This window comes from Janthinobacterium sp. FW305-129 (assembly GCF_020858115.1).
In the GTDB taxonomy this organism is placed as follows: domain Bacteria; phylum Pseudomonadota; class Gammaproteobacteria; order Burkholderiales; family Burkholderiaceae_D; genus Janthinobacterium.
Map to the genome: position 1 here is coordinate 373,319 of NZ_JACYMM010000006.1, position 11,545 is coordinate 384,863.

Genomic DNA, 11,545 nt, shown 5'->3' on the forward strand with positions numbered 1-11,545 from the left:
AAGAATACATGGGTATCAAAGTCAAAAGTATCGGCCTGATCGGTCTGGGCGTCCTGGCCGGCATCGGCATGTCGCTGCAGTTCCCGGCCGTGGCGCAGAAAATCACGAATGCCCCGCTGCCGCTCGACGAGCTGCGCCAGTTGTCCGACGTCTTTGGCCTGATCAAGTCCGATTATGTCGAGAAGGTGGAAGACAAGAAACTGTTGACGGAAGCCATATCCGGCATGGTGTCGTCGCTGGACCCGCATTCCGTCTACCTCGATAAAAATGCCTTCAAGGAAATGCGCGAAAGCGTGCAGGGCAAGTTTGTCGGCATCGGCATCGAAGTGAGCATGGAAGACGGCTACGTGAAAGTCGTCTCGCCCATCGAGGACAGCCCCGCCGCCAAGGCCGGCATCCTGGCGGGCGATTTCATCACTCGCCTCGACAATCTGCCGCTGAAGGGCATGCAGCTGGAAGAAGTCATCAAGAAGATGCGCGGCCAGCCGGGCACCAAGCTGGTACTGACGATGTCGCGCAAGGGCGAAAGCAAGCCGCTGGTCTTCCCCATCGTGCGCGAGGAAATCCGTGTGCAAAGCGTGAAGGCCAAGATGATCGCGCCCGGCTATGCCTGGCTGCGCATCGCCCAGTTCCAGGAACCGACCGTCGATGACATGGTCAAAAAGATCAACGCGCTGTATGCGCAAGACCCCAAGCTCAAGGGCCTGGTGCTGGACTTGCGCAACGATCCCGGTGGCGTCGTGCCGGGCGCCATCGGCGTGGCGACAGCATTTCTTCCAGGTAACTCCGTGATCGTTTCCACCAAGGGCCAGTTGCCGGAGTCGCAACAGGTGTTTTATGGCCGCCGCGAATTCTATGCGCCGCCGGGCGCCAAGGCCGACCCGCTGGCCAAGCTGCCGGCCGCGCTGAAAACCGTGCCGCTGGTGGTGCTGGTCAACGCCGGCTCCGCCTCCGCCTCGGAAATCGTCGCCGGCGCCTTGCAGGATTACCAGCGCGCCACCGTCATCGGCACGCAAACGTTCGGCAAGGGTTCCGTGCAAACCTTGCGCCAGATCACGGCCGACACGGCCGTCAAGCTGACGACGGCGCGCTACTACACGCCGAAAGGCCGGGCCATCCAGGCGCGCGGCATCGTGCCCGACTTGCTGGTCGATGAAACGGCCGAAGGCGACGGCTGGAACAGCCTGCGCGTGCGCGAGGCGGACCTGGAAAAGCACCTGAGCAGCAACGACGGCAAGCCGGAAGCGGCCAAGCCGACCATGGAAGGCATGCAGGATCAGCTGGAAGCGGAGCAGCGCCTGATCGCCACGGCGAAAAAGCGCAAGCCGCTCGAATACGGCGCCAAGGATGATTTCCAGCTGCAACAAGCCTTGAACCACTTCCAGGGCTTGCCGGTGCAGCTGGCGAAGGCCGACGCCAAGGACGAGAAGATCGGCGCCAAGCCGGAAATTGCTTCCGACATCAAGGCGGACGACAAGAAGATTCCGGTGCAAAAACCGTAGTCGCCGCCATGAACGACCATCAACTGCTGCGCTATTCGCGCCACATCCTGCTAGACCAGATCGGCATCGAAGGCCAGCAAGCCTTGCTGGACGCGCACGTGCTGGTGATCGGCGCGGGCGGGCTCGGTTCGCCGGCCGCCATGTACCTGGCCGCCAGCGGCGTCGGCAAGCTGACCCTGGTCGACGACGACACGGTCGATCTGACCAATCTGCAGCGCCAGATCGCCCACACCACGCAGCGCGTGGGCCAGCCGAAAGTGCTGTCGGCGCGCGAAACTTTGACCGGCATCAATCCCGAGATCGATATCATCGGCTTGCAGGAGCGTCTGGACGGCGCGCGCCTGGCCGAACTGGTCTGCTCCAGCACGGTGGTGCTCGACTGCACCGACAACTTCGCCACGCGCCACGCCGTCAACCGCGCCTGCGTGGCGGCCGGGGTGCCGCTGGTGTCGGGCGCCGTGATCCGTTTCGACGGGCAAGTCAGCGTATTCGACCCGCGCGCGGGCACGCAGCCGTGCTATTCCTGCCTGTTTCCGCAGGAGCAGCAGTTCACGGATGAGGCGTGCTCGACGATGGGCGTGTTCGCGCCGCTGGTCGGCGTGGTGGGTGCCATGCAGGCGGCCGAGGCCCTGAAACTCATCATGGGCGTGGGCGAATCGCTGGCCGGACGCCTGCTGCTGCTCGACGGGCTGCACATGGAATGGAGCAGCATGCGCGTCGCGCGCGACCCCGGCTGCGCCGTTTGCGGCGAAGTGGTCTTGCCGGTCTGACAGACGCCGCACAAATTTTTCCCCATATGACAAGCTTTGTCATATTTCCGCTTTATACTCTGCTCTCATTACTCACCTTCTTCTCTCTTTCATATGCAAAACGCAGCAAACCATCCGATACGCCAGCGCCGCGCGCGCGGCTTCACTTTGATCGAAATCATGGTCGTGGTGGTGATCATGGGCATCCTCGCTTCGCTGGTGGTGCCCAAGCTGATCGCCCGCACGGGCGAGTCGAAAGTGGCGGCGGCGAAAGTCGACATCGCCACCGTGATGCAAGCCTTGAAACTGTACCGCCTGGATAACCAGCGCTACCCGACCACCGAGCAGGGCTTGCAGGCGCTGATCGAGAAACCGACCACGGGACCGGCCGCAAATGGCTGGAAAGCGGGCGGCTACCTGGAAAAGATGCCGAAAGATCCATGGGGCAATCCCTATCAGTTCCTGTCGCCGGGCGTGAAGGGCGAAGTCGACATCATTTCGCTGGGCGCCGATGGCCAGCCTGGCGGTAGCGGCGACGATGCCGATATCGGCTCGTGGGAACTGTAAGTTTTTCTTTCCATGAACACCATGAGCAGGCGACGCATGGCATGCCGGCAGCGCAGCGGCGGCTTCACGCTGATCGAATTGCTGGTGGTGATGGTCATCATCGGCGTCACCCTGGGCCTGGTGTCGCTGAACGCCATGCCGAATGGCCAGCAAGCCTTGCAAAAGGAAGCCGAGCGCATCGCCCTGCTGCTGCAGCTGGCGCGCGATGAAGCCATCGTGCGCAGCCGGCAGGTGGCGTTCGAGGCTGACGAAAATCAATACCGTTTCCTGGTCCTCAATGAAAAGCTGTGGCAACCCGTGACGCAGGACGATTTGCTGCGCGAGCGCAGCTTCAGCAACACGCCCATGCTGCTCAGCGTGCAGCCCTCGAACAGCGTGGCCCAGCCGCTGCGCATCATCTTCGGCCGCGAACCGGTCGACAAGCCTTTCGTGCTGACCCTGGCCAGCGGCGAACGCAGCGTGGCCATCCGCGCCGACGGCATCGGCCACTTCACGGTCGAGCAATGATGCGGCGCTCGTTTCGCCGCCAGCGCGGCTTCACCTTGCTGGAAGTCCTGGTCGCCCTCGTCATCGTCGGCACGGCCCTGGGCGCCTCGCTGCGCGCCGTGGGCAGCCTGACGCAGAACAGCGATGGCTTGCGCAGCGCCATGATGGCCACCTGGTCGGCGGAAAACCACCTGGTGCGATTGCGCCTGGCAAAAACCTTCCCGCAGACGGGCAAGCGCACGGTCGATTGCCCGCAGGGTGACTTAAAACTCATCTGTGAGGAAGAAGTGGTGGCCACGCCGAATCCCCGCATCCGCCAAGTGCGCGTCAACGTATATGACGTGCAATACCCGGCCCGGCGCATCGTGCGTCTGGTCTTGCTTTCTTTTAACGACTGATGGCGCGCCGCAAGCTTTCCACCGCTGGTTTCACTCTGATCGAGCTGCTCGTGGCGATCGGCATCCTGGCCATGGTCGCCGTGCTGGGCTGGCGTGGCCTGGACAGCATCGTGCGTTCGCGCGAAGTGCTGACCAGCCAGCTGAACCAGGCGCGCGGCATGCAGCTGGCGTTTGCCCAGATGCAGAGCGATTGCGACCACCTGGCCGGCGCCGGCCAGAACAACAACCTGCTGAATGGCCGCATCAACCTGTCGGCGGAAAATGACCGCCTGACCCTGGTGCGCCTGGCCGCATCGGAGCAGGAGCCGCAACAGTTGCAAGTGGTCACTTACCGCCTGCGCGGCGGCGTGCTGACGCGGCGCGAGTCGAACGGCACGCGCGACCTGGCCGTGCTCGACACCCTGTGGCAGGCGGCGCGCGACGATACCGATACTTCCAGCGCCGACGTGGCCCTGATGCGCGGCGTCGACAGCATGGTCATGCGCGGGCAAAAGCGTCAAAATTCTCCGAATCCCGAGTGGATCACCATGCTTGCCGGCACAAAAACAGATGATTTTGTCGGCCTGGAAGTGACCCTGCAGATGCCGGGCCAGGATGCGGGCCTGTCCAAAGTCTTTTTACTGGGGCCGGGATGAAGCCGTTCATTCACCCAGCGCGCCAGCGCGGCGTGGCCGTCATCACGGCCTTGCTGCTGACGGCGCTGGCCATTACCGTCGTCGCCAGCCTGTTCTGGCAGCAGCAGGTGCAAGTGCGCTCGATGGAAAACCAGCGCCTGCGCCTGCAGACGCAGTGGGCCATGCGCGGCATGGTCGATTTTGCCCGCTTCTGGTTGCGCCAGGACAATCCCACGCTGACGGCGCTCGACGGCGTGTGGGCCACGCCCATCGAGGAAGCGCGGCTCGACGATTATGTGGACCGCGAAAAGGTCGATACGGAAAAATTCGACGCCACCGTCTCGGGCCGCGCCCTCGATGCGCAGGCGCGTTTCAATATTACCAACCTGGTGGACGCCACGGGCCCCATCAATCCGAAGCAGGTGCTGGCTTACCAGCGTCTGCTGTCGAACCTGCAGCTCGACAGCGGCCTGGCGCAGGCGACGGCCGATGCCGTGCTGCGCGCGAAGCCGAAACTGCGCACCGTGGATGGCGGCAGCGACGGCAAGACGCCCGCCGCCACGCCCGCATCGGGCGGCAGCAGCGAGCCGGTGGCATTTACGCAGGTCGAGGATTTGCTGGCCGTGCCCGGCTACACGCCGCAAATGATCGAGAAACTGCGCGATTTCATCATCGTCTTGCCGGAATTGACGCCGGTCAACGTGAATACGGCCCCGGCCGAGGTGCTGGCGGCCGTGACGATGATGTCGCTGTCCGAGGCCAGCGCCTTGACGTTGAGCAATCCGCGTAAAAAGTTTGTCGATAAGTTAAATTTCCAGAATAATATTAATGCTGCACTGATTGAAGGCGTGGAACTTGATGTGAAGAGCCGTTACTTCCTCACGGTCATCCGCGTGCGGCTGGATCGCGCCGCCCTCGATGCCGTGGCGCTCGTCAATCGAAAAATGGATCCGCAGCGCACCACCAGCCTGGTCTGGTTGCGGGAAAATTAACCCCTGAAAGCGAGTCATTTTGACAACTTTGTACATCCGCCACCCGGCCAAGGCATCCACCGACGGCGCCCCTGCCTGCTCCTTCGTGCTGGCCGGCGACGGCGGCGCCTTGCTGCAGCAAGGCAGCGCGGCGCTGGGCAGCCTGGGCCAGCTGATCGCCGGCGCGAAGCAGGTGGTGCTGCTGCTGGCGGCGGCCGACGTGACTTTGCTGCGCCTGAAAATGCCGCCGCTGGCCGGTGCCCGCCTGCGCGCGGCCCTGCCGGGCCTGGTGGAAGAACATATTCTTGGCGACGCCCAGGATTGCCTGCTGGCCGCTGGCGCGCCCGACGCTGCCGGCATGCGCACGGTGGCCGTGGCGCAGCGCGCCTGGGCCGAGGTGCTCGTGAAAGCCTTGCTGGCGCAGGGCGCGCGCAAGGTGGCGCTGCTGCCGTCGCAGCTGTGCCTGCCCCTGCAGCCGGGCAGCGTGACGGCTTCCCTGCAAGCGGTCGGCGATGGCCTGGAGCTGGCCTTGCGCCAGGCGCCGCAGGAAGGGCTGGGCCTGGTCTTGCCTTTGCTGCCGCAGCAGGCGCTGCTGACGACGCGCGCATTTGCCGGCGACGTGCCCCTGACGGTCTACGTGGCGCAGGCCGAGCTTGCGCAATATCAAGAGTTGGCCGCCGGCATGGACGGCGTGACGCTGGAACCTGATCACTGGGCGCACTGGATCGCCGGCGCCCGTGGCGCGGGGCTGGACCTGGCTCCCGCGCTGGGCACGGCGACGGGATCGGCCACCGAATGGCGCCGCTGGCGCTGGCCCATCCGTCTGGCGCTGCTGGCCGTGGTCGTCAACCTTGCCGGCATGAATATCGAATGGATGCGCCTGAAGCGCGAGGCGGCCACCGTGCGCACCTCGATGCAGCAAACCTTCAAGGCCGCATATCCGAACGAAGCGCCCGTGTATGGCCTGGAAGCGGAGCAGATGCGGCGCAATATCGCCGCCGCCCGCCTGCAGGGCGGGCAAGCGAGCATGGATGATTTTACGAGCATGAGCGCGGCGCTGGGCGAGGCGCTGGGCGGCCTGGCCGGGCGCGGCGTGGTGGCGTCGCTGGAATACCGCGAGCGCAGCCTGATCGTCCGGCTGAAACCGGACATGGTCGACGCCAGCGCCCAGGCGCAGGTGCGCGACGGCCTGGCCGCGCGCAAGCTGGCCTTGAATGAAACGGCGCCGGGCGTGTGGAAGATCACGCCGGCCACGGGAGCAAAAGCATGAGTGCAGCAGTGAACAAGGCGCGCGCCGCGCTGGTGGGCCAGCAACAGGCCGTGCAGGCTTTCTGGGCCGAGCGCACGCCGCAGGAGCGCAAGCTCTTGACCCTCGGCGGCGTGGTGGCGGGCCTGGCCCTTGTCTACGCCGTGTTCTTCGAGCCGGCCTGGACGGGCCGCATCGCCTTGCAAAAGAGCTTGCCCGAGCTGCGCCAGAACGCGGCCCAGCTGCAGGCGCTGGCGCGTGAGGCGGGCGAACTGGCGCGCCAGGCACCGGTGCAGGTGGCACCCATGAGCCGTGACAGCATAGACGCCTCGCTGAAAGCGCGCGGCCTGGCGCCGCAATCGCTGTCGCTGACGGGGGAATATGCGCGCGTGCAGCTGAACGGCGTGCCGTTTGCCAGCGTCATGCTGTGGCTGGACGGCTTGCGCCGCGAAGGCCGCATCGCCGTGCAGGAAGCGAAGATCACGGCGCAGACGGTGCAGGACAAGGCGGTGGCGGGCCTGGTCGATGCCAGCCTGACCCTGCACCAGAGCCCGGGCGCGGCGCGATGAGGCGCTTGCTCGGCTGGCTGCTGGCCATCATCGTCAGCGTCTGCGTCACCCTGCTGGTGTTTTTCCCGGCCGGCTGGGTGGCCAGTCTCGTGGAAAAGCAGACGGGCGGGCGTTTGACCTTGGGCGACGCGCAAGGTACCCTGTGGCGCGGATCGGCCTTTATCGGCGGGGCGGCCAGCGCGAACGGCGCCGTGACGCCGCTGCTGCCGGGGCGTTTCAGCTGGCGCATTTCGCCGTCGGTGCTGTGGGGCGCGGCGGACGTGGAGCTGCAGAACCCGCGGGCGCTGTCGCAGCCGGTCAACCTGCGCGGCTCGTGGTCGCACTGGCAAGTGAGCCCGGCGGCCCTGCTGCTGCCGGCCGATGGCCTGGGAGGCCTCGGTGCACCGTTAAATACCGTGGCGCCGACGGGCAGCATGCGCCTGTCGTGGAGTACGCTGGAACTGGCTTTGGAGCAGCGGCAGTTTTCCGCCGTCGGCCGCACCACCTTGCAGATGACGGACATGGCGTCGCGCCTGTCGTCCCTGCGTCCGCTGGGCAGCTACGAGCTCGATTTCGATTGGCAGGGGCAGCAGGCGACGTTGACCTTGCGCTCCATCAAAGGACCGCTGCTGCTCGACGGCAGCGGCAGCCTGAATCAGGGGCGCATGCAGTTTTCCGGCCAGGCCCAGGCCGCAGCAGGATATGAAGAGACCTTGGCGAGTTTGTTGAATTTGCTGGGACAGCGCCGTAGCAATAGCGAAAAAAACATCATCGCCTTAGAGTTCAGACAATGAAAAAACCATCCGTGAGCCCAATTACCTCCTCCTTCTCGCTGCGCCGCCTGTCGGCAGCCGCCTTGCTGTGCTGTTCCGTGGCCGGCATGCCGGCGCCCGTCTGGGCCGCGCCCGGCGATGAAGCGGCGCTCAATTTCGTCGGCGCCGACATCGAATCGGTGATCAAGGCGGTGGGCCATTACACCAACATCAATTTCGTCATCGACCCGCGCGTCAAGGGCACGATCACGCTGGTGTCGGAAAAATCGATCAGCAAGACGCAAGCCTTCGCGCTGCTGGCCTCCGCGCTGCGCCTGCAGGGCTACGCGGTGGTCTCCGGCGACGGCTATGCCAAGGTGGTGCCGGAAGCGGACGCCAAGCTGCAATCCGTGCCGACCCAGGTGGGCAACGGCGCCAGCCAGGTGAAGGGCGACCAGATCGCCACCCAGGTGTTTTACCTGAACTACGAGTCGTCGGCCAACCTGCTGGCCGTGCTGCGCCCGCTGATTTCGCCAAACAACACGATCAACGCCAACCCGGGCAACAACTCGCTGGTGATCACCGACTACGCGGATAACCTCAAGCGCCTGGCGAAGATCATCGCCGCGCTTGACGTGCCCGCCTCGACGGACCTGGACGTGATCCCCGTGCGCTATGCGATCGCTTCCGACCTGGCCTCGATGGTGAACAAACTGATGGAAGGCGGGAATGCGGGCGGCGCCGCAGGGGCCGACGCGGGCAAGGTGTCCGTGCTGGCCGACCCGCGCACCAATTCGCTGGTGCTGCGCGCGCCGTCGGCGGCGCGCGCCAATCTGGCCAAGTCGCTGATCTCGAAGCTGGACCAGCCCACCACGCAGCTGGGCAACGTGCACGTGGTGTACCTCAAGAATGCGGACGCCACCAAGCTGGCGCAAACCCTGCGTTCGGTGGTGACGTCGGACGGCACGGCCGCCACGGCGCAGCAGGGCGTCGGCAACCAGAATACGAACAACCAGATCAGCCAGAACAACAGCGGCATGAGCAGCACTGGCCTGGGCGGCAATACGCAGAGCGGCACCACGGGCGGCGCTTCGCTGAGCAACGGGCCGCAGCAGCTGTCCTCGGGCGGCGCGGCAGGCTTCATCCAGGCCGACGCGTCGACGAATACCCTGATTTTGACCTGCAACGAAGCCGTCTACCGCAACCTGCGCGCCGTGATCGACCAGCTCGACGTGCGCCGCGCCCAGGTCTACATCGAGGCGCTGATCGTCGAAGTGACGTCGGCCAAGGCATCCGAGTTCGGCGTGCAGTGGCTGGGGCTGTCCGGCGACAGCAGCAGCAGCTACCGCGTGGGCGCGCTGCAGTCGTTCGCCGGCGGCACCGACAACAATATCGCCAAGCTGGCGCTGGGCGGCGGCAAGGTGCTGCCGACGGGCGGCCTGACCCTGGGTATCTTCAAGCAGATCAACGGCGCGCTGGGCCTGGGCGCCGTGGCGCATGCGCTGGAATCGGACGGCAATGCCAACATCCTGTCGACGCCGAACCTGATCACCCTGGACAACGAACTGGCGACCATCAAGGTGGGCCAGAACGTGCCTATCCTGACGGGCCAGTACACCAGCACGGCCGGCACCAACACGAACCCGTTCCAGACCATCGACCGCAAGGAAGTGGGCCTGACCCTGAAGGTGCGCCCGCAGATTTCCGAGGGCGGCACCATCAAGCTGGGCATCTATCACGAGACGTCGAGCGTGGACAAATCCACGTCGACGGCCGTCAGCGGCATCACCATCAACAACCGCGTGATCGAAAACAATGTGCTGGCCGACGATGGCCAGATCATCGTGTTGGGTGGCCTGATCGAGGACAGCACGGGCGACAACGCGGAAAAAGTGCGCGGCCTGGGCGACATCCCCCTGATCGGCAACCTGTTCAAGTACCAGACGCGCGAGCGCAAGAAAACGAATCTGATGATCTTCCTGCGCCCTGTGATCGTGCGCAACAAGGAGCAGAGCGGCAGCCTGGCGGCCGACCGCTACGATTACATGCGTTCGGCCGAGACGGCTGCCGTGCCGGCGTCGGGCAACCTGATGCTGAAAGACCTGGGCACGCCCGTGCTGCCGGCCCTGCAGGATGGCCAGCCCGTGGGCGGCAGCATGGTGACGCGCCCCGTGCCGCCGGCGCCGGTGCCGCCGCCAGGCGCGCCGGCCAACGCGGCCACGCCGCCGCAGTCGCTGCTGCAGCAGTATCAGCAACAGCCGCAGCAGCCGCAGAAGTGATGGGACAGTCATGAGTAATCTGCTTCCCTACGCCTACGCGCGCGATTTCGGCTTGCTGGCCCGGCCCGGCGCCGTCGACGGCGCCCCCGTCGAGGTGCTGGTGGCCGCATCGACGGCGCCGGCGGCGATTGCCGAAGTGTCGCGCCGTTTCGGCCAGATTCAATTGACGGTGCTGCCGCGCGGCGAACTCGACGCGGCCATTGCCGGCGCCTACGCGGGCGGCGGCGGCGACGCCTCGCAGATGGCCGATGAATTCGACGCCGACCTGGATCTGACCAAGCTGCTGCAGGACGTGCCGGCCATCGAGGACTTGCTCGAATCGTCCGACGACGCGCCCGTCATCCGCATGATCAACGCCTTGCTGACGCAGGCGCTGCGTGAAGGCGCGTCCGATATCCACATCGAGCCGTTCGAGCAGACCTCCGTCGTGCGTTTCCGCATCGACGGCAGCCTGCGCGACGTGGTGCGCCCCCGTAAAGCCATCCACGGTTCGCTGATTTCGCGCATCAAGATCATGGCGCAGCTCGACATCGCCGAAAAACGCTTGCCGCAGGACGGCCGCATCACCCTGCGCGTGGGCGGAAAACCCGTCGACGTGCGCGTCTCGACCCTGCCCACCGGGCATGGCGAACGGGCCGTGCTGCGTTTGCTGGACAAGGAAGCGGGCCGCCTCGACCTGCAGCACCTGGGCATGAGCGCGCCCATGCTGGGGCAGTTCGATGGCCTGATCACGCAGCCGCACGGCATCGTGCTCGTCACGGGCCCCACCGGCTCGGGCAAGACGACGACCTTGTACGCGGCGCTGTCGATGCTCAACGCCACCACGACGAACATCCTGACGGTGGAAGACCCGATCGAGTACGACCTGGCCGGCGTCGGCCAGACGCAGGTCAATCCACGCATCGACATGACATTTGCCAAGGCGCTGCGGGCGATTTTGCGGCAAGATCCTGATGTGATCATGATCGGCGAGATCCGCGACCTGGAAACGGCACAGATCGCCGTGCAGGCTTCGCTGACGGGCCATCTGGTGCTGGCGACCCTGCACACGAACGATGCGTCGGCTGCCGTCACGCGTTTGCTCGACATGGGCATCGAACCGTTCCTGCTGTCGTCGTCCCTGCTCGGCGTGCTGGCGCAGCGTCTGGTGCGCAAATTGTGCGGCGCCTGCAAGACCTTCGATGGCGAGTACTGGCAGGCGGTCGGCTGCGAGCATTGCGGCCAGACGGGCTACCAGGGGCGCGTCGGCGTGTACGAGTTGCTGCGCACGACGGAGCAGATCCGCGCGCAGATCCACAACCGGGCGTCGGAGGCGGAAGTGCGCGCCGCGGCCCTGCAGGACGGCATGACGAGCATGCGCGACGACGGCGAACGCTGGCTGCGCGACGGCACCACCACGCAGGCCGAGTTGCTGCGCGTGACCAAAGACTAGG

The 11,545-nt window shown here is 65.5% G+C and carries 12 protein-coding genes; all 12 read left to right on the plus strand.

The features are described from left to right. Positions 1 to 8: 8 nt before the first annotated feature. The 12 genes from IGS61_RS14850 (at position 9) to gspE (ending at position 11,544) form a co-directional block, all read left to right on the plus strand. Positions 9 to 1,502 (plus strand): S41 family peptidase, encoded by a 1,494-nt coding sequence (locus IGS61_RS14850; RefSeq protein ID WP_230540262.1) that lies wholly within the window; start codon positions 9 to 11, stop codon positions 1,500 to 1,502. Between the two features lie 8 nt (positions 1,503 to 1,510). Continuing rightward, positions 1,511 to 2,272 (plus strand): HesA/MoeB/ThiF family protein, encoded by a 762-nt coding sequence (locus IGS61_RS14855; RefSeq protein WP_230540263.1) that lies wholly within the window; start codon positions 1,511 to 1,513, stop codon positions 2,270 to 2,272. A 93-nt stretch (positions 2,273 to 2,365) separates the two neighbouring features. Further along, positions 2,366 to 2,818, plus strand: coding sequence for a type II secretion system major pseudopilin GspG (gspG, locus tag IGS61_RS14860; protein ID WP_035823835.1), 453 nt, complete (start codon positions 2,366 to 2,368; stop codon positions 2,816 to 2,818). A gap of 36 nt (positions 2,819 to 2,854) precedes the next feature. Continuing rightward, the gene (locus tag IGS61_RS14865) at positions 2,855 to 3,325 is read left to right on the plus strand and encodes a GspH/FimT family pseudopilin (RefSeq protein WP_230540264.1); all 471 of its coding nucleotides are present in this window, start codon (positions 2,855 to 2,857) and stop codon (positions 3,323 to 3,325) included. Continuing rightward, positions 3,325 to 3,702 (plus strand): type II secretion system minor pseudopilin GspI, encoded by a 378-nt coding sequence (gene gspI, locus IGS61_RS14870; RefSeq protein WP_070289523.1) that lies wholly within the window; start codon positions 3,325 to 3,327, stop codon positions 3,700 to 3,702. The genes IGS61_RS14865 and gspI overlap by 1 nt, the downstream gene beginning before the upstream one ends. Next, positions 3,702 to 4,337 carry a PulJ/GspJ family protein gene (locus IGS61_RS14875; RefSeq protein WP_230540265.1) on the plus strand — a complete coding sequence of 212 codons (636 nt, stop codon included), beginning with the start codon at positions 3,702 to 3,704 and terminating at the stop codon, positions 4,335 to 4,337. Before gspI ends, IGS61_RS14875 begins: the two co-directional genes overlap by 1 nt. Further along, on the plus strand, positions 4,334 to 5,308 hold the full coding sequence (gene gspK / locus IGS61_RS14880) for a type II secretion system minor pseudopilin GspK (RefSeq protein ID WP_230540266.1): 975 nt from the start codon (positions 4,334 to 4,336) through the stop codon (positions 5,306 to 5,308). The genes IGS61_RS14875 and gspK overlap by 4 nt, the downstream gene beginning before the upstream one ends. A gap of 19 nt (positions 5,309 to 5,327) precedes the next feature. Then, complete coding sequence (gene gspL / locus IGS61_RS14885) at positions 5,328 to 6,557, plus strand: type II secretion system protein GspL (protein ID WP_230540267.1); 1,230 nt, start codon at positions 5,328 to 5,330, stop codon at positions 6,555 to 6,557. Beyond that, a complete protein-coding gene (gene gspM / locus IGS61_RS14890; RefSeq protein WP_230540268.1) occupies positions 6,554 to 7,102 on the plus strand; it encodes a type II secretion system protein GspM in 549 nt (182 codons plus the stop codon). The genes gspL and gspM overlap by 4 nt, the downstream gene beginning before the upstream one ends. Further along, entirely contained in the window at positions 7,099 to 7,875 is a 777-nt protein-coding gene (locus IGS61_RS14895) for a type II secretion system protein N (RefSeq protein WP_230540269.1), read from the plus strand. Before gspM ends, IGS61_RS14895 begins: the two co-directional genes overlap by 4 nt. Next, the gene (gspD, locus tag IGS61_RS14900) at positions 7,872 to 10,112 is read left to right on the plus strand and encodes a type II secretion system secretin GspD (RefSeq protein WP_230540270.1); all 2,241 of its coding nucleotides are present in this window, start codon (positions 7,872 to 7,874) and stop codon (positions 10,110 to 10,112) included. Before IGS61_RS14895 ends, gspD begins: the two co-directional genes overlap by 4 nt. Before the next feature lie 10 nt (positions 10,113 to 10,122). Next, positions 10,123 to 11,544 (plus strand): type II secretion system ATPase GspE, encoded by a 1,422-nt coding sequence (gene gspE, locus IGS61_RS14905; protein WP_230540271.1) that lies wholly within the window; start codon positions 10,123 to 10,125, stop codon positions 11,542 to 11,544. Position 11,545 lies beyond the last annotated feature (1 nt).

Excerpts from the sequence above, each read along its gene's own strand:
- IGS61_RS14850 (WP_230540262.1), top strand. The coding sequence starts at position 9 with ATGGGTATCAAAGTCAAAAGTATCGGCCTGATCGGTCTGGGCGTCCTG.
- IGS61_RS14855 (WP_230540263.1), top strand. The coding sequence starts at position 1,511 with ATGAACGACCATCAACTGCTGCGCTATTCGCGCCACATCCTGCTAGAC.
- gspG (WP_035823835.1), top strand. The coding sequence starts at position 2,366 with ATGCAAAACGCAGCAAACCATCCGATACGCCAGCGCCGCGCGCGCGGC.
- IGS61_RS14865 (WP_230540264.1), top strand. The coding sequence starts at position 2,855 with ATGGCATGCCGGCAGCGCAGCGGCGGCTTCACGCTGATCGAATTGCTG.
- gspI (WP_070289523.1), top strand. The coding sequence starts at position 3,325 with ATGCGGCGCTCGTTTCGCCGCCAGCGCGGCTTCACCTTGCTGGAAGTC.
- IGS61_RS14875 (WP_230540265.1), top strand. The coding sequence starts at position 3,702 with ATGGCGCGCCGCAAGCTTTCCACCGCTGGTTTCACTCTGATCGAGCTG.
- gspK (WP_230540266.1), top strand. The coding sequence starts at position 4,334 with ATGAAGCCGTTCATTCACCCAGCGCGCCAGCGCGGCGTGGCCGTCATC.
- gspM (WP_230540268.1), top strand. The coding sequence starts at position 6,554 with ATGAGTGCAGCAGTGAACAAGGCGCGCGCCGCGCTGGTGGGCCAGCAA.
- IGS61_RS14895 (WP_230540269.1), top strand. The coding sequence starts at position 7,099 with ATGAGGCGCTTGCTCGGCTGGCTGCTGGCCATCATCGTCAGCGTCTGC.
- gspD (WP_230540270.1), top strand. The coding sequence starts at position 7,872 with ATGAAAAAACCATCCGTGAGCCCAATTACCTCCTCCTTCTCGCTGCGC.
- gspE (WP_230540271.1), top strand. The coding sequence starts at position 10,123 with ATGAGTAATCTGCTTCCCTACGCCTACGCGCGCGATTTCGGCTTGCTG.